We start from the raw sequence: 18797 nt of genomic DNA on the forward strand, positions 1-18797 counted from the left end.
GGTTGTTGATCTCATTAGCTCTTTTTTAGCATTGTTTCAAAATGGGAGCCTTCCCCATTTAGGCTATCTTGACGAGTTTAAACTGCAATATTTTAAAATAAATCTGAAACGTCAAAACGCCGATGACTTTACTCAAAATAGCCAGGATATCTTTGTATTTCAAAGAAACGCAAAACCTTTGCACTCAGTTTATTCATTCTTTTCCCCAGCGACTATTAAGGAGGAAGATGTAGAGGAAAGACTTAGTCTATGTCTATAAATATAAACAAATGTAGCCTTGATGCAGCACAGCGTAATCAAGGTCATCATTTAAAAAACCTTGATTACGCTGTGCTGCATCAAGGCTACTCTTACTTACCTTAATTCATTTCTACCTATATAATCCTTGTTACAAATTTCAAATCATCGCTCGCTCAAGGATCCCCATGTTTCGATCAGTATTTCTATTTGCGCTAATGACTTTTAACCTTATCGCGCAAGCCACCTTACCTGCAGATCCAATCCAACGTTGTTTAGATGTTAGAAGGCTCGTTGACTTTACTGCAAGACAGAAAATGACCGCCAAAGAGCCCGGGGTCTTGCGCTTTAAATTTCATAAAATTTCAGCCACTGAATTACCCTTAAACAACTCTGTGGGTAATATGGATGAAGTGATAACAGCATTAAATAATCAAGTTGAAAATTGCAGTAAATACCGCGGCGAATTTCAGAGTGTGACTATTGCAGGCCGTACTATCAAACGCCAAGAATGGTGTCTTGCTGCCAACCAAAAAATGCTCGCTCTTGCAAAAGCAGCTCAGGGCAACTATCAAAATTATTTATCCTCCCTTAAAACTGAATTTGACTGGTATAAAAGCGAGGGCTGGCCTGAAAATCACGCTGGCTTTAAAAGGGGTGAGTTTCAATTTACTGCTTATTATGCACCAGCCGCTATTGAAGCTCGTACCAAGAGTAGCAAAGAATTTTTGTACCCACTCTACAGCAACCCCGGTGTTGTCAGTGTGGCCTCGGAATGCAAAAAATTTAATTTAAAAGCCCCTCTTTGCGGGGTTGATCCTCTTACTAAAACGGTGCGTGGATATTGTCTGAAAGATGCCAAAGGCCGCTACTCTGTAGTGCCAGACCGCGAGGAAATTAATCGAGGGGCTTTAGATCCCAAATATATCATTGGCTTTGTTAAGAACCCCAATGACCCAGCATTCTTAATGCTTCAAGGCTCTGGCTCATTAGATCTTGATGGCAAACTATTTCATATCAACTATGAAAGCTATAATGGCAGGCCACGCACTATGCTTGGCCGCATAGTTCAATGTGCACAAGATCCAACCTGTGGTGGCAATATTGATACCATGGAGCGTTGCGCTAAAGATCCTAAATGTCATGATGAAGCCAAACTACGCTGCAATCTATCTAAGGAAGTCAGACAAAGCGGTGCATCAGAAACGCTAATTCGCCAATACTTAGATAATCAGCTTAGCATCAATCAGGCTAACGACTTGCGCAATCGCGACCAAAGCTATGTCTTCTTTAGTAAAGACGATGGCGGGCCTTGGGGATCAGAAAATATTACTCTAACCCCACATGTCTCATGCGCAACCGATCATAGGGTAATTCCTATTGGGATGAGTTTTATCTATCAAAGCAAAAAATCGACTTCATGGTGCATATCCCAGGATGCAGGTGGAGCTATTGTTGGAGCTCATGTTGATGTCTATAAGGGTGAGGGTCTGCAAGCTGGTTTGGAGGCTAATGACCTGAATAATGCAGGCTCATTATATGTGGCGCTGCCAAAGGGCAGATAAGCTGCCTTATTCACCGAAAGTCTGTATTTGGCGCAAATATCAGAAAGGAACTTCGGACCAGCAACCTCTCACTTTCTGATGAGCTCTTGCAAAATTTTGCTAAGAGGCGAAGAATAGATAAAATTTTTCAAGCCCTCGGGATTGATCAACAAGCTATTCTCTCTAACTCATAAGGATCGTGTTATGTTGAATGTTATTAAACCGCCCTCTCTTTTTATTGCTCTTATTTCGATTGCGTCCACTTCTTTTGCCGGTATTCCTTTGTGGACTTATACTCTTTCATCCGGTAACAACGTCCAGTCTATAGCGGAAAATGTGACTGGAACTATTCGTTATAAAATTACAAATCAGGCTCACAGAGTAAAAACTTTAGCTTTAGCCCCAACCGCAGGTTTGGTGCAAATGACCCCTTGCCAGCTTGCCCCCCATGGTTTCCCAGGCGATAGTTGTGAAGTGACTTTGAAAATTATTGGGAACTTGGTGCCAGCCTGGGGAATTCAAGGAGGTCCCTCTTTCTGCCAAGCAAATCTAGATGGTAGCGCGAATCGCAATCAATGCTATGAGCCCAGCATTTATGACGCCTTGTCTATTACCAAAGCAAAAAAGCTGGATGATTGGAGCAACTGGGGGCAGAACATTCAAAATAATCATCATAATATGAACTCTGGTATCACCAGGGACAATGTGGAAAAAATTGCTGCTCTATGCAAGATTGATTATACGCAGGGACTAACACTTACCTCTTCAAATACTACATCTTTTTCAAATAGTGCTAAACCCGTTATAGTGAAGGATACGCTATACTGGACAGGCTTTGCAGGGAAAATCGGGGCTCATAAAATACTGCGTGATGAATATGGTAATTTTCAAGGTTGTAACCAACTTTGGGTACAAGATGTTAGTAATTTGCTTGGCCTGAGTCCTGTAAGTGGCGGTACTCCCTCTGTGCGTTCTTCGGCGGCTTATTATGAACGTGCAAATGGTGCAGGAACCTTGCTTTATACAGCAATCGATAATCCTTTTTCTCTGCCATTTCCAACATGGTTTACTACACCACCTATGGCCTTTGCCATTGATGCTGCAAGCGGAGCAATGCTTTGGAAAATAGACTTAGTCAACCCAAGTGAGGTAGCTGTCGGGGGCGCGGCGGTAATTCCAAGTACAACCGATAGTCCACGAGTCTACAATAATACAGCCTACCTTGGCTTCTCAAGTTATAACAATGGCGTTGATAATATCCCCTTAACCTTTAGAGGCCATATGCTTGCCATAGATTTGGGTGGCCAGGGGATGATGCCTTCAATCAAATGGACTCAATATACAGTTCCCGCACCTCCAGCCAGCTATGCCCCAGGTCAATGGTTTGCCGGTGGCGGTGTATGGGCCAGCACTCCGTCAATCATCCCTGAATTGGGATTGGTGATTTTCGGCGCGGGGCAACTTTATAACTATCCTGATTTTGCCGCAGCCTGTATGGAAAGGCCGGAACCCGTTACAACTCCTACTTTTACTACCACTAAAAAGGGAGAAACAGGGATTGGTGCGCAGCAATGTTTACAAGAAACAGAAGCTAAATTACTTGAGCTAGGCGTTACACAACCTTTAGCAACTAACTCTGTAATTGCCTTAAGCATGCAAGATGGGAGCTTTGTCTGGCATGTATCAACCTCAGGCTTAGATAGCTGGCAAACAGATTGCGGCCTTAATGGTAATGTTCCTTGTAATGTCCCCGTGCCAGGCCCAGATTGGGATGTTGGCGGTAGTTCGCCAATAGTGGCTGATTTAAAATCTCTTGGAAAAGTGGTTATTTCTCATAACAAAGGGGGAGAGCTATTCTGGATTCAAGCGGTCACTGGACAACTTTTAAGAAGAGAGGATATTTGTGTAGGCAGCTCTTTAGGCGGAACACATTGGGGTTTGAGTTATGATCCTGAAGGCGAGACCATTTATGTCCCCTGCTCTGCAGGTGGAATTGTGCCAACTCAAGGAGGGGCTGTGAATTTTATGTCAATCCTGGCTAATGGAAGAAAAACCTGTATGACAGGCTATTTAAATGCCATCGATGCCAATACAGGACAGCTTAAATGGCAAACTCTTCCTGCAAGTTCGGAGATTATTGATGTCAATTCCCCGGGATGCCCAGATCAATTTTATTATAATGATGAACGCTTTAAGTATGGCTTAAACTTTGATCTGGTAATAAAGAATAATCAGTTTAACGTCCCCGTTAATATCATGCCCAACAGCAGCAATATTCCCTTGGCTAATCAGCAAAAAGCAAGGTCTAATGGTGTTCCCGCAAGCTCTAACAACATCGTTTACTGGCCTGTTTATTATGGAATGGTCTATGCCTTAGATGCCTTAACTGGTGCTTATTTAAATCAGTTCCCTTGCGACCAGGGAGCGATGTACACAGCGGGCCCTTCCGTGGCTAAAGGATTGGTTATGTTTGGCTGTGGTTATGGTAATTTCAACCCAGTTGATATTGGTAAATCAATTATGATTTATGGATTGCCTAATATTTCAACAACTGAAACCGATCCTAGGGGATGATTAGAGAGGGTTTTGAAACCCTCGTCCACCCTTCAGGCACCTTTTCCATAAAAGGGAGAAAGGTGCCCGAAGGCTTCAAGTTAAAGAGCTATACTTCAGGTTCGAAGATGATATGTCCCTCGGCAAATATCAGGAAAGAAGTAATAGGTCACGCCATCCCGAAATTTTGCGGCTTGACCCATAGGTATCTACACAAAAAAAACAAGCCTTGATGCAGCGCAGCCTAATCAGGGTTTCATCTAAAATTCACCATCGCCTGTAACTTAATCGGACTCCAGCTTTTCTGACTATCGCACTTCTAACTAGAATTGGCCAGGATATCAGAAAGCCACAAAGGCAATTCATAACATTTCTGAAAAGCAGAGCGAATTTTGTATATTACAGCAGGCAAATAATAACTCGCTGATTTTAAAATAATTTCATACAATTCATTTCGACAAAAGAGGGTTGTATGGATAAAATCAGCGAGTTACATTTCATTTGTTATAACTAGGAAAACCACTAAGATTCTCATCATTGTCGTTTGCTTCATCGTTATCCTGTTGAGCATCGAATTTACCCTGTAGAGCATCGGAAACTTTGCTAAAGACATCGGGTCGACTTTGGATAAAACCCTGAACTTTGTCAAGACGGTTGTTCACGTTATTTACCATACTTTTCCATTGTCTTTGTGCTCCGCTCACAGTATTTTCTACTGTATGCGCTACATCAGCTACAAATTTGGTTACTGCAACCTCATTTGACAAAACCCACGCCTCTTTTGCCCTACCATGTGCGAGATAATTATTTTGTATTGCACCCAATGCATTATTGGCTGCCTTACCCACATTTTCTCCAAAGGTCTCAAGAGATTTTGTAGCACTATCAAAATGTTCTTTTGCTTGTTTTGAACTATTTACTACATCCTTTACATCGGCCAGACCTACAATCGCACCAAGCCCTTGTACCAAGGCCTTAGCATATTGTCCAACACCTTTCAAGGCAGAAACTATGCTATCTTTTACATTAGTACAGGCAGCGTTTATTGCATTCCAACCATCTTTACAGTTTTTATTATATTCCGTGTCATAGTGTTTAAAATCCTCATTAGCCTTATTAAGCCTAGACTCAGCATGAGCTACGCCTCTATCCCACATATCCTTGGATATAAACTGAATATCTTTTTCCATATTCTCTTTAAGAGATTTATAGTTATCCTTATTTAAAAGAGGTTTATCTAACAGAGAATTTATGTTCCCTTCAAGGTTTGCAAGTTTGTTAACCTTTTCGGCGAATGTTGGATTTTTTTTATCAAGATTTTTTAATTCGTTGGATAGCTTAAGAAAAGATTTAATTTCTTCTTGAAGTTTAAGTTCATTTTCTATTTTTTGAATTTGCTCCTCGAGCTCTTTTGGTACATCCTCATCTTCTGATACATCCTCATCTTCAAATGCATCAAAAAATTCTTCATCATCTTCTAAGGTAGCCTTCTCTTCTATTACATCCGGCATTACTTGGTCCACTAATTTTCCTAACTCTTTTTGTATTCCTGTAAGAAACTCAACACGCTTATTATCTTGTTCTTTCTTAGCAGCTTGTAAATCCTTTTCCACCTGTAGGCTGAAGCTTACAAGCTTTTCTTTTAACTTTGAAAGTTTCATGATCACACCTCATCAATAATATTTAAAATTTAGTTGGTTGCAATGTTGCTAATAGTTTGCTGACTAATTGCAATATTCGTAGCAATTGCGCCAAAAGCGTCCCTTTGTTTTTCGTTAAGCGCTTCAGGATATTTAAACTTCTGAAAAAATTGAGCTAACTGATTGAGTCCTAAAACAAGACACTCTTGATATTTATAAACAAATGTTATCTTCTCTTCATTATTATTTCCTCGATCTAATGTAGAGATACTACTTAATAATTGCAGGGAGGATTCTAAATCTTTATTACGAGTAAAATGATCAGCAACCATTTGTAACTCTCTGATTTCTAAGCATAGTTTAGGAAGACATTCATTAATTTTATTGCATTTATCAATGTTCTCTTGATAACCTGCCAAATTAGCCATTGTGCTCATTTTTTGCCCCTTCATGTTAATTACTTATAGATTAAATAATTAGGATTATGATTCTATTAAATCCCTATGAAAAATTGGCATGGGGCATTACAAACAGTGGGGACCGTGGCGAGGGAGAAGGGCTGGGATGAAGGTGATTCAGGTAGCACAGTAGTAAATAAATAGAGAGAAAGCTGGTTATTGAGACAGGGCAAACAAGAATCGGTAGAAATGGGAATGAACGAAATATTTTCTAAATCAATGACACAACCACAAACCTTGATTAGACTGCTCTGCATCAGGCTAGAGTTTGTAAATAAGTGTAGTTACTATGGGCCAAGCCACGGGAATTCAATACTGAAGCGAGGCTTGACCTATTGTGAGATACCTACTCCTCAAAACGATCCGCATTCATCACCTTTACCCAAGCCGCAATAAAATCATGAATGAATTTTTCTTTACTATCATCCTGTGCATAAACTTCCGCGTAGGCCCTTAAGACAGCGTTTGATCCAAAAACGAGATCGACTCTGGTCGCCGTCCATTTTAAAGCGTCTGTCTTGCGATCGCGTATCTCATATTCATTAGCGCTAATTGGCTTCCATAGATAGGCCATATCAGTTAGATTCACAAAGAAGTCATTAGTCAAAACACCGACTCTGTCAGTAAAAACACCGTGTTTGGAGCCGCCATAATTAGTTCCTAAAACACGCATACCACCAATAAGAACTGTCATTTCAGCTGCGGTTAGCCCTAATAGCTGACTGCGATCAAGCATCAACTCTTCAGGTCGTAGGTCATAATCTTTTTTAAGCCAGTTACGATAAGCATCGTAAAGAGGTTCTAAAGGTGCAAAAGATTCTGCATCAGTCATCTCAGCACTGGCATCTCCCCTCCCTGGCATAAAGGGCAGAAGCACATTAACACCCGCAGCCTTTGCTGCCTGCTCAATAGCGACATTAGCAGCAAGAACAATCACATCAGCTATGCTTGCGCCTGCATTTTTTGCGATAGGTTCAAGAATTGCGAGAACGCGTTGTAAACGCTCTGGTTCGTTTCCTTGCCAATCTTTTTGTGGTGCTAAGCGAATGCGTGCGCCATTAGCTCCGCCGCGCTTATCGGAACTACGAAAGGTTCGCGCACTATCCCAGGCAGTAGAAACCATATCGGCTATCGATAAACCTGAGGCAGCAATTTTTGCCTTAACCTCAGCGATATCAAAATTTGTATTTCCTGCAGGAATGGGATCTTGCCAAATCAAGTCCTCTTTAGGCACATCAGGGCCAAAGTAACGAGCCCGGGGACCCATGTCACGATGAGTCAGTTTAAACCATGCCCGGGCAAATACTTCCGAAAAATAGACAGGGTCCTTATAGAAGCGTTCGGCAATCTTGCGATAAACAGGATCTTTAATCATCGCCATATCGGCATCAGTCATGATTGGACTATGTCGAATGGACGAATCTTCAACATCAACAGGCTTATCTTCTTCTTTGATATCGATAGGCTGCCACTGCCATGCACCTGCCGGCGATTTTTTAAGTGCCCACTCATGGTTAAAAAGCATAGTGAAGTAACCATTGTCCCATTTGGTGGGATGTGTTGTCCAAGCACCTTCAAGGCCAGATGTCACCGCATCTCGGCCAATGCCTCGTTTGCTATGGTTTATCCAACCCAAGCCTTGCTCACTAAGCTCTGCTGCTTCTGGATCGGGACCAAGCAAGGCAGCATCGCCATTTCCATGGCATTTTCCAACAGTATGCCCTCCTGCTGTGAGCGCCACGGTTTCTTCATCATTCATCGCCATCCGGGCAAAGGTTTCTCGAACCTGAGCTGCTGTTTTCAGTGGATCGGGCTGACCATTGACACCTTGGGGATTCACGTAGATTAACCCCATTTGAACCGCTGCAAGAGGATTTTCCATGGTATGGGGATTATTAAGATCAGCATAGCGATCATTACTTGGAGCTAGCCACTCCTTTTCAGGGCCCCAATAAGTTTCTTTCTCTGGATGCCAAATATCTTCGCGGCCAAAGGAAAAACCAAAGGTTTTCAATCCCATGCTTTCATAAGCAATAGTTCCTGCCAAAACAATAAGATCTGCCCAACTCAGTTTATTGCCATATTTTTTCTTAATAGGCCATAGTAAACGCCTTGCCTTATCAAGACTAACGTTATCTGGCCATGAATTGAGTGGAGCAAAACGTTGATTGCCCCTACCAGCACCCCCACGTCCATCAGCTATACGATAGGAGCCAGCAGCATGCCAAGCCATACGAATCATCAAACCACCATAATGACCCCAATCGGCAGGCCACCAATCCTGGCTATCAGTCATCAAGGCATGAACATCTTTTTTCAGCGCAGCGACATCGAGCTTTTTAAGCGCTTCACGGTAATCAAAATCGTCACCTAAGGGATTTGTTTTTCTGTCATGCTGATGAAGAATATCGAGATTAAGGGCCTGCGGCCACCAATCCATATTTGATATTCCTACTGCGGTGATACTGCCATGCATAACCGGACATTTTTCACTACCATTGCTCATTCCAAAGCTCCAAATTAGGTAATTAGATGAATATAAAATCGATTTTTCATCTTATTTCCTTTTTAGTGATTAGTCTATTAATCTAGCAAGAGCAAGGTTACCTATCTTATATAGTATAGCGATTAGCAGGTTCAGGTCTTTCAAAGCCCATTTGTTCAACAACATCAGCGACTTTGTTCTCATCGTCAAATTTACTATGGAGAAATTTCAAAGCCTCGGGGGGGATCTGTGTTTTATCCCCATTGTTTTCAAATCTCACTATATGACCCAACTCTTTACCACCCTGCTTCATAGGATATTTTTCTCCATCACCATAGTAAGAGATCCCTTTGAGTCCCGATTTTTCTAATAATTGTTTAAACGCTTTTGCATCTTGAGCATTATCAAAAGCCATTTTGAAGGTTCCCTGCAAAGCGCCCTTAGATACTAGAGGGATTTCGCTCTTGCTTTGGCCAATCATTTGTTGAATGGCTGAACTAACTTCCCGGCTTGCACTACTTTGGCTTGATGATGCCATGTGGGGTACACTTCGAGGCTGCATAGAATGCATCTGGTTATGATTAGCCTGTTGTGCTGCTTGGGGAGCTGCATAGGATTTTACATCCAGGGTACCTTTTTTGATTGCTCCAGCAGAAATTCGTTGAACGAGATGTGAACCTAAATCAGAGGTATCAGGTTGCCCCAGCCCCTGATCCCTTTTAGATTGTTTTCTGACATCAGCGAAGGTACCTTGAATTCCGTGCTGATATTGAGTACGCGCATTGGCATAATGACTTGCTACATTTGCTGTTTTAAAGGATTGTAGTTCCGGTTCAGGTGAAGTTAGGCTGAATTGATTATTTTGAACCATCATGGCAAAGGCTGTTTGCGAATTACCAAGAATGTTAGTCCCTTTACCTGCAGGACCAGTACCCCATATTTCTTCTGGGCCTTTCCCTGTTCTTAAGCTACTAGTATCTTCAATGATGGCAGCAGGGCCTTTATTATCGCCAAAGGCCTTGCCTAGATCGATAGATTTTTGGATGCAATCACGAAAGTCTTGAGACTGCTGATACTTAGCCGCGTTAATTTGCATTTGCACAAAAACCTTATCACTATCCCAGGCTTTATTATTAAATCCCTGGGGTGTCATGTATGCGTTCTGTGCATTTGAAATATGGTAAGGACTCTTAGGGTCTCTTATTCCAGCAAGAATTACTCCAGGGCTTTTTTCATTTTGCCAAGCAGCCAAATGTTGAGCTTTATGTTCTGGTTTTATTTTTTGAAAATGCAGATAATGTTCTGAAGTTGGAAACCAAACTTTCCCCAACTTAGGATCTTTAAACCAATATCCCTTACCGTTGTTATCATCGAAGTTGCTTAAAGCAAAGTTCTCTTTTCCTCTCTCATACCCTGAAACACAAACATTCGCCCTATTAGGTGGTTGTCCGTTATTGAGATAAAGCTGTCCGCCCATAATTTAACCACTCAAAATCGGTATTATAAATATATATACCGCCTCGTTAGTGTCGTCAAATACACATTTAGAATAAAAAATGAATCGATAGGCAATATATTGCTTAATCGTAAAAAAAAAACGAATTCCCGCGGCTTGATCCATAGGTATCTACACAAGTGTCTGTAATAAATGAAGTTGCTTGCGCAAATTAATTTTACCCCCCTCCCCCTAACCCTCACTGCCATTAAGTTAAGGGCATTTGTCATTCCCGCGAAGGCGGGAAACCATCTCTACATTGGCACTGTGCTTAGCTAGAAATAGTTTCCCGCCTTCGCGGGAATGACAAAACTATCCTTAACTTAATGGCAGTGAGGGCTAGGAAGAGGGGGATCTAATAGTGTCGTGGAGCGAGACAAAACCAGATGAGCCCTGTCACCCTAACGCACCACATTCACTATGAATTTTATCAATTGGCATATCCCTAAATTCACCGACATTGAGTACACCAGTATTATTAACCAAACACGCCGTTTTACCGTGTTTTTTTTCTGCTTCTCGCACAGCATGCTCAAACTGGTTATAGTCTGTTACATCCAATTGAGCATAACTAACGTTAACTAACTTCCCTCTCCTTGAGCTCAGGCATAAATTGAATAGAACGGCTAATGAGCAAGCAAGGATGCCCTTCCTCAGAAAATTTAAGTGCTAGTGCCTTACCTATACCAGAACTGGCGCCTGTTATTACTACTAATGCTTTTTTATTTTTCATTTTTTAGCCTTAGATCATTAATCGAGACCGTTCGGGCTGAGGAGGCCTTTAGGCCGTCTCGAAGCCTTTCATAGTAACGCTTCGAGACGTGAGCTAACGCTCAGACCTCTCAAAGAACGGTGTCTGAAGGGCGGATGAGGGGCTTCTGATTCGAAGTTCTTTCCCGATATTTGCCTCAAAGGGGCTAAGTTGCTCAGCGCGAACGGGTATCCTTAATGACAGTTAGCTCAGGGACTCCATTAATAACCTTTTTTACTGATTAACAAAATCGACGATTGCATTTGCGATACTCTCAGGGAATTGATAAGCCATCATATGTCCTCCATTTGGCCAACGCTTTATTTTTGCCTGTGGAATTGTATCAGCAAGAATCATGCTGTTTACTGGCGGAATTAACATATCTTTTTCGCCGTTTAATATTAGCGTAGGCACATGCAAGGTTGCGATTTTTCTCGCAGCATCCTCATCCTTACTCCAAGCTAATACCAATTGCTGCTGTTGCGGCAGCGTTTTTTTAGAAACACCCAATTCCTTATGTCCCATGGGGATAAAGCGATCTGTTTTCATTGTATAAATTACCCGTGGCCACCAGAATGGCGGCGCCATTAAACGTAGTACGGTGAAAAATCGACGGATTTTACCTTGAGGAATATTCGTTAATAGTGCCTGCACCTGTAGGCTCGGCTTGACCGCTTGTGTCCCTGCAATTGCGGTATTGATAAGCACTAAATGGCCAATCGCATTGCTATGCAAAACAGCCAGTTGCTGTGCAATCATCCCCCCCATAGAAATTCCAACAACCGCAGGTTTGTGCAAGTGCAATTGAGTTATCAAACTATAGGTGTCATTAGCCAAATCTTTAGCACTATAAGCCGCACTCTTATTATAGGAACCATCAACGTTACGATTATTAAATATAATGAGTTGGTTGCGCTTCGCTAACTCGAATAAAAACTTGCGATTCCAGGCACTCACATTTGCTGCATACCCTGAAATAAGAACTATGGGTTTTCCGTGACCGAACATAAAATATTCGATACGTCCCGTTTCCGTGGAAATGTAGCGCGGTTGTGCATTCATTAAATTTTGCATACTAAAAGAAAATACTGAACCAGCTGACAATAAGCTTACTAGAAGGAACAAAATAAAAGAACTTCTCTTGAACAATTTTTGCATACTACCTCTGAGCTGCAGTTACAATAAGCCCCAATTACACCCTTTGCCAATGAACAGCTATATATCAAATATAGTAGAGGCTTGATTTAATACCTATTGCGTGGGAAAAAGAGAGCTAGTTTAACAAACCGTCTTATTTATTTGCACTATAATAATTTCATACAAAGACTCATTTAGTAAAATAAAAAGGATGTTAGAAGAAATAGATCTCCCATCCAGGAAATATTTATGATTATCGAACAGCTCACATCTGAAGTCTTAAAACAACGTTTTAGATTGGATGATCTATTAAAAAACCTTAACTCGATACCTGCTTTTGAAGGTCTTTCTGAAGAACAAATCAATAACATACTAATGGTAGGCGATGCTGTTTTTTTGCAAAGCAATGAGTATCTTATTAGGCAAAATGCCCTTGATAGTGATCTTTATATTCTGTTGCAAGGGCATTTAATGATTACGCGAAAGGAAGGAGATGAAGAAAGTTATATTGCTGAAATTTCTCCTATCGATGTCGTCGGTGAGGCTTCCTTTTTTACAAAAAATCCGCGAAATTCCAATGTCATTTCAATTCGTGATAGTTTCCTTGTCAGGTTATCAAGGGATAAAATTTTAACTAACCCTCTTTTTATCAATTTTATTACTAATCTCGCAAAAATTAACGCAAAAAGATTATCGAGTCATCACTCAGCACTCACTCTCTATAAAAGAAAGGTAAAAACCATTACTTTAGTTCCGGCCGGGGATTTTCAAGAAATTCGCAGATTTTCTGAGAAATTCTATTTGGCCTTATCAGAGTATGGTCAGACTCTAATTGAATATATCGAAGATGCTCCGGTCGTTTCTAACGAGCAATACATGAAAGATTTTTTTGAAAAAGAAAATAAATATAGCTATATCGTTAGTGTATTAGATAAAGAGTTAACCGATGCAGCAATTAGGTCTATTAACCAAACGGATCATCTCCTTTTTGTGACAAACGACCGGGCTAATTTTCAACTCAATAAGATTGAAAAATATATAGAAAGAGAAAAAAAATATCTTCATCGCAAAGAGTTTGTATTAGTTAAAAATCAGAGTGCAATTATTACGACTGAGATACAAAATTTTATGGAAAAAAGAAGATTAAATGGCTATTACACAGTCATTAATCAAAAAAGTGAATATAGCCGTTTGGCGAGATCTATTATTGGCAAAAGCACTTGTCTGGTTTTAGGTGGTGGTGGTGCTCGTGGATTTGCTCATCTTGGAACAATCAAGGCTTTGTTAGAGAAAAAGGTTCCTATTGATATGATCGGTGGAACCAGTATTGGTAGTGTAGTTGGTGCTTTTTATGCAAAATTTTTAAACTATGAAGAAACAGAAGAAGTACTCACAGCGTTTTGTTCTCAGCATAAATTTAACAAATACACCATCCCCTTAGTTTCACTTTTTAGTGGAAGAGATATTACCAGTGCATTGAAGGAAGGCTTAGGCGAGAACTTATATATAGAAAACTTAGGCTGCCGCTTTTTTTGTGTAGCCTGTAATTTATCACAGTTGAAGCTCGCAGTATTCAACTCTGGATTAGCCTGGAGCGCAATTAGAGCAAGCTTCTCAATACCTATGATTTTTCCTCCTGTAGTCGACGAAAAAGGGGAAGTTTTTGTGGATGGTTGTGTGATGAATAATCTACCTGTTGATCAAATGGAGCTGATTAATAATGGTGGAAAAATTATTGCATCACAGATATTACCAATTGATAGTATGTCTAAGTATGGACTCTCTGATGGTGGACTTAGTGGGTCACAATTATTACTTAACAAACTAAATCCCTTTGCTGAAAAAATAGATACACCCAACATCAATTTTATCTTTATGAAATCTCTTCTTCTTAGCAGCAGATATCATCAACAACAAATGGCACAAATTGCTGATTTTTGTTTCGATCATAATGTTAAAGGAGTAGGAGTTCTTGAGCTTAAAAGCATAAAGAAAATAATTGAAATCGGTTATCAAAATGCACTAAGTCAAATAGAAAATGGACAGTTAGATCGTTGATAACTAATCTAGGCCAATCCCCAGCCTCACTGCCATTAAGTTAAGGAATGACAAATGCCCTTAACTTAACGACAGTGTCCCCAGCACTATCCCTTCTATTTTTACGTAGATCACCTAGGATTACATTAATGTCACTGTATTAATATTGAACAGTTGTTTCAATTATGAGGACTGCAGATGACATCGATTATTAATTTAATGGAAGAACTACAATATCCAACTAATAAGAGTGGAGTTTGTCTTGGGCTTGCCTATATGGCGGAAAGAGCACGTCGATGCGGCCTCTACGGTCAATTTGAAAATAGAATGAATTATTTAGATGAGCTAGGGCATTATAGGTTAAAAGGACTCATCGAAGAGCTTCATGAAAAAATCAAACAATTTGGACCTGATGAAAACGCTTTTCAATTAAATGATGAAGAAAGAATTTTGCTATCCATAGAACCATTTTTTTGGCAAATATGGGCTCACTTTAATCCCAATGAGATTCGAAAATTTCTAACTATAAATGGTCCTTTCATATCACAAACAGAGACCTTAACACTAGAAAACTTATTTTATGCTACAGACTCTGATGACAAAACATTAGCCACCTTAAATCCCCCTAAAAAACATTTTATCAGAGCTGGAAATGAAGAAAATCAAGGTGATTTAGAGTTACAAAAGTTTTTCAAAACCCTATTGAAGTATAAGCATTTATCAACAGGATCAATTATTCATTCTGGTAATCATGCTATTCATGTTTTTTATGATAAAGAAAAGAATCAATGGACCCTTACTAACCATGATCGCATAAGCCATTTTGACGATATCCAAACCTTGGCAAAGGCTGTTATCCCTTGTTTTAGTTCTAATGGTTTAGCTAATTTAGCGATTTATACTTTCACCGATGAAGCCCCAGAAAAAACAAGTTCGCTTTTTAGTGAGTTAGACGAGATATCTAACGAATCTATAAAGTTAATATCTGAAAATTCAAAGATCAATAGCACAGATTCATACAATAACACTGCTTTGCATGTTCTGGCGATTGCAAATATGCCTGAGGCCACAAAGAAATTATTGGCTGTAGAAGGAATAGATGCCTTTAAGAAAAGTAGCAGCCATCAAAGCCCTCTTTTTGATGCGATTTTTACAAACAGCGTGCAAACTGTTCGCGAATTATTTGCCAGCGGGAAAATAGACCCCAATGTATTAAAAGAAACCAAGCCCTTTTTGCTCAGCATTGCTGCGACCAATGGTTTTAGTGAAATCGTTGAGGAACTACTAAAGCAATATGATAAACACAATATCGCCCTTCCAAACAAAAAACCCTTTCTTAGTGCCTTAGACAATGGCCACACTAAGGTGGCAGAACTCTTATTAAAATCCGGAAAAATATATACAAATTCTGCCTTGCATCTTGCTGTATTAACTAAGGATAGAAAGGCTGCTAGCGAGTTATTAGCAACTGGTCGAATCAATGTTAATACAGTATCCGACTTAGGTTCTGTTACTCCTTTACACATCGCTGCAGCAGCAGGAGATGTTGAAATCGTTCGAATGATATTGCAGAAAAAAGAACTGAGAGTAAATGAATCTGATATGTTTGGGACATCTAGTCCTTTAATTGAAGCCATTCGCAAAGGTCATATCGCTATTGTGCGCGAGTTGCTTGAACACAAACATATCAATGTACTCTTTCATGGTCAAAATAGCACAGCCTTAGGAAATGCAATTGTCTTTAACAGAGCAGATTGTGTTGTCGAGTTACTAAAAAAGCCAGATATCGAAATTAACGAGGTTGCCGGTTATTTCAGTCGAGATGATATTGATAAAGACTCAACTAGTTATTACACCTATTTAGCTATGGCTATAAAAGAAAATAATGTTGAGATTGTTAAACTCTTAAGAAATGATCCGCGAATTGATATCAATAAAACAGAGGATAAAGGTCCCACTACGCTTTACTTGGCGGTAAAGAACAATAATAAAGAGATTGTCCAAGAATTGCTTAAACATAAAAATATCGATGTTAACAAGGGTAATCCCTTGGCCATGGCGCTTAACCAAGGGGATTTTGAAATCGCCAAATTACTATTAAATCACCCTAAAATTAATGTTAATCAATTAGATGCAGATGGCAACAGTCCGCTGTATCTGGCAATGAAAAATGGCGATGTTCATAGTAAGGAATTAGTCTTTGCAATCTTAGCAAATGCACAGATTGAGACTGTTGAAACTCCAAGTGAAAGCTCTCTTTATGTCTTAGATTATTTAGAAACCCATTGCCAGGTTTTTTACTATATGCAGCCCTTGGTTCGGTTTATTAATTCGCTTGAAACTGAATTAAACCGCTCAAAGAGGATTTCTAATGATACAAAAGCAGTCATTGATGATATACGCAATACAATTAAGCAACAGGTGAATAGCTCTAAATTAGACGAGCAAGCTCTCTCATCGATACATGAGCAACTTTCTAAATTGTTAGGAAATCAGATTAAAGGCGAGCTATCTACTTTAAATCATTCAAGCCAAGGGTTATTTTCAGTCAACACGAGTGCGATGATGAATAAGTTCTCTAGCGATTTCAACGCGGCTAAAAATGAGTCATCCAATCGCTTAGAAACAGGTATAGGCTCCGCCTACACTGAGATGCTACAACTAATTACCGTAGTGCATCATTAATGAGGGGTTGCTCTTCGAAGCGCCTTCATGATCTTTGCCTCAGTAAAACGTCTAAATTGGACGAATGTGAGACGGCGGCGCCTTTATTTCTGGCTGCGGTGGTTCTGGATTATGTATAAACAAAACGAAGATTAAGAAAGCACCCAGAGTAGCTAGAGAGGATTTTTGCATCTTACTTGATAATTTCCTTTTAGATAAAAGTAAAAAAATCGTATTTAAAACCAACCAAATTACCCAGCCTGTAAAGGCGATGGGAATTCTTAGGTACCAGGTAGGTCTTGGCTGTGTAGGAAAGGGAAATCCCAGAACAAAATAAGCCAGGAGTGAAAATAAAGCGGTTAAGGGTAATAAAATCCAGCCATAGGTGACTACCCTCGCTAGCGTTTTCGGAAAGTTAACTGAATCTACTTTTTCTGATGGGTCTTTCATCTGGTTTTCCCTTTCTCCGAAGCTACCCTCATCCGCCCTTCGGGCACCTTCTCCCCTGCCCACTGCCATTAAGTCAAGGGCATTTGTCATTCCCGCGATGGCGGGAAACCATCTCTACATTGGCACTGTGCTGAGCTAGAAATAGTTTCCCTCCATCGCGGGAATGACAAAACCTTCCTTAACTTAACGTCAGTTTGTACAATCATCATCATACTTATTACCTAAGGGAAGGGCAATCTCGTCAATTAAGCTCCTTCTACAGAGAATTATTTAGCAAATAACTAGAATCAAGCTCCACCACTATCGGTTTGATAGGCACTGGCGTAGAAAACCAATTGCGGCGAATTAATTCACTGCAATATTGATGATAGCCAGGGGATTGCTGTATAGCTTGCTGAAAATCTTTTATTTTATCCAATCTAACTTCAGGACTACGTTTAACTATCTTAATGAATTCAGAATCTTCGGAATTGGTATAAAGACCACCTAACTCGTCCCAAAGCCGCTTAGTTACAGCTTCACTGATTTGCGGCCAGATAGCCTTCACATCCTTACTAAGCTTAGAAAAAACCTGCTCAACTGCCTTGTATTCCTCTGCGGTTCGAGGATTTGTATATTGGGCAAGATAATTCATAGCAACCTCTTTAACAATCCGGTTTATTCGCTCCGTAAGATCCCGCTGAAAGACAGCTTCCAATCTCATAAACTCATTTTGCTGCGAGTCGTAAACAAATATTTCCCCTTCCCCAACATCATAGTACCAACCATGCAAGGTTAATTCTTTACTCTTCAGTTTTTCAGCAATAAAAGGGTAGCTTTGTAAATGCTTCATTTGCTCTATCACATTTTGTTTAATTGCCTCTGCAATCTTTTTTGAACAATCCCCATCGAATTTAGAATCATCCTCCATTTTCTGCAAAACCTCATGAGCATTGGTTAACCAGGGACCGACTAAGTTCAATCGATTTGGAAGATCTGGGTCAAATAATCCTTTAATCGCCCCACAGTCGGAATGGCCGCAAATGATAATGTCTTTTACCTTTAAAACCTCTGCGGCATATTGAATTCCAGCCCCTGTCTCACTTGGGTTAATTTCTCCTGTCTTAGTGAAGAGGCTGGAATAATCTGGAACAATATTACCCACATTACGCATAACAAATAAGTCGCCAGGTATTGATTGCGTTATCAAACCGGGGTCAATACGAGAATCGGAACAGGTAATGAAAAGAATCTCTGGTTTCTGTCCTTTTTTTAACCTCGCAAAAAGCTCTTCCATCATTTTATAAGGTTCATTCTGAAATTTACGAACACCCGACATTAATTTAATTAGCATATCTGATTCTCTT

13 protein-coding genes are annotated in these 18797 nt (G+C 40.1%); 4 read left to right on the plus strand and 9 right to left on the minus strand.

What is annotated here, in order from left to right:
- The first annotated feature begins 425 nt into the window (after window positions 1-425).
- Entirely contained in the window at window positions 426-1802 is a 1377-nt protein-coding gene (locus BN1094_RS08850) for an MltA domain-containing protein (RefSeq protein WP_043874073.1), read from the plus strand.
- 183 nt (window positions 1803-1985) lie between these two features.
- Window positions 1986-4355, plus strand: coding sequence for a PQQ-binding-like beta-propeller repeat protein (locus BN1094_RS08855; RefSeq protein WP_043874074.1), 2370 nt, complete (start codon window positions 1986-1988; stop codon window positions 4353-4355).
- Window positions 4356-4831: 476 nt separating this feature from the next.
- Here BN1094_RS08855 and BN1094_RS08860 read toward each other — a convergent pair whose 3' ends face one another.
- The 7 genes from BN1094_RS08860 to BN1094_RS08885 form a co-directional block, all read right to left on the minus strand.
- Window positions 4832-5995, minus strand: a complete 1164-nt coding sequence (locus BN1094_RS08860) for a hypothetical protein (protein ID WP_043874075.1) — start codon at window positions 5993-5995, stop codon at window positions 4832-4834.
- A gap of 29 nt (window positions 5996-6024) precedes the next feature.
- Entirely contained in the window at window positions 6025-6411 is a 387-nt protein-coding gene (locus tag BN1094_RS08865) for a hypothetical protein (protein ID WP_043874076.1), read from the minus strand.
- A 367-nt stretch (window positions 6412-6778) separates the two neighbouring features.
- Window positions 6779-8938: a catalase/peroxidase HPI gene (gene katG / locus BN1094_RS08870; protein ID WP_043874077.1), complete on the minus strand. Its 2160-nt coding sequence runs from the start codon at window positions 8936-8938 to the stop codon at window positions 6779-6781.
- 106 nt (window positions 8939-9044) lie between these two features.
- Window positions 9045-10394, minus strand: a complete 1350-nt coding sequence (locus tag BN1094_RS08875; RefSeq protein ID WP_052403212.1) for an NADAR family protein — start codon at window positions 10392-10394, stop codon at window positions 9045-9047.
- 414 nt (window positions 10395-10808) lie between these two features.
- Complete coding sequence (locus tag BN1094_RS20310) at window positions 10809-11057, minus strand: SDR family NAD(P)-dependent oxidoreductase (RefSeq protein ID WP_425411911.1); 249 nt, start codon at window positions 11055-11057, stop codon at window positions 10809-10811.
- Window positions 10990-11145 carry an SDR family NAD(P)-dependent oxidoreductase gene (locus BN1094_RS20210; protein WP_141650455.1) on the minus strand — a complete coding sequence of 52 codons (156 nt, stop codon included), beginning with the start codon at window positions 11143-11145 and terminating at the stop codon, window positions 10990-10992. The genes BN1094_RS20310 and BN1094_RS20210 overlap by 68 nt, the downstream gene beginning before the upstream one ends.
- A 252-nt stretch (window positions 11146-11397) precedes the next feature.
- The gene (locus BN1094_RS08885) at window positions 11398-12225 is read right to left on the minus strand and encodes an alpha/beta fold hydrolase (protein ID WP_176695286.1); all 828 of its coding nucleotides are present in this window, start codon (window positions 12223-12225) and stop codon (window positions 11398-11400) included.
- A 324-nt stretch (window positions 12226-12549) separates the two neighbouring features.
- Between BN1094_RS08885 and BN1094_RS08890 the strand changes: the two genes are divergently transcribed.
- Entirely contained in the window at window positions 12550-14358 is a 1809-nt protein-coding gene (locus tag BN1094_RS08890) for a cyclic nucleotide-binding and patatin-like phospholipase domain-containing protein (RefSeq protein ID WP_043874079.1), read from the plus strand.
- Between the two features lie 177 nt (window positions 14359-14535).
- Window positions 14536-17022 (plus strand): ankyrin repeat domain-containing protein, encoded by a 2487-nt coding sequence (locus BN1094_RS08895; RefSeq protein WP_043874080.1) that lies wholly within the window; start codon window positions 14536-14538, stop codon window positions 17020-17022.
- A 51-nt stretch (window positions 17023-17073) separates the two neighbouring features.
- On the opposite strand, the gene BN1094_RS08900 is transcribed toward BN1094_RS08895, so the two are convergent.
- Together BN1094_RS08900 and BN1094_RS08905 are read right to left on the minus strand one after the other, a co-directional pair.
- Window positions 17074-17451 (minus strand): hypothetical protein, encoded by a 378-nt coding sequence (locus BN1094_RS08900; protein WP_141650456.1) that lies wholly within the window; start codon window positions 17449-17451, stop codon window positions 17074-17076.
- A gap of 256 nt (window positions 17452-17707) precedes the next feature.
- On the minus strand, window positions 17708-18784 hold the full coding sequence (locus BN1094_RS08905) for a carbonic anhydrase (protein WP_043874082.1): 1077 nt from the start codon (window positions 18782-18784) through the stop codon (window positions 17708-17710).
- Between the last annotated feature and the right edge of the window lie 13 nt (window positions 18785-18797).

Source organism: Legionella massiliensis (assembly GCF_000756815.1).
Classification (GTDB): Bacteria; Pseudomonadota; Gammaproteobacteria; order Legionellales; family Legionellaceae; genus Tatlockia; species Tatlockia massiliensis.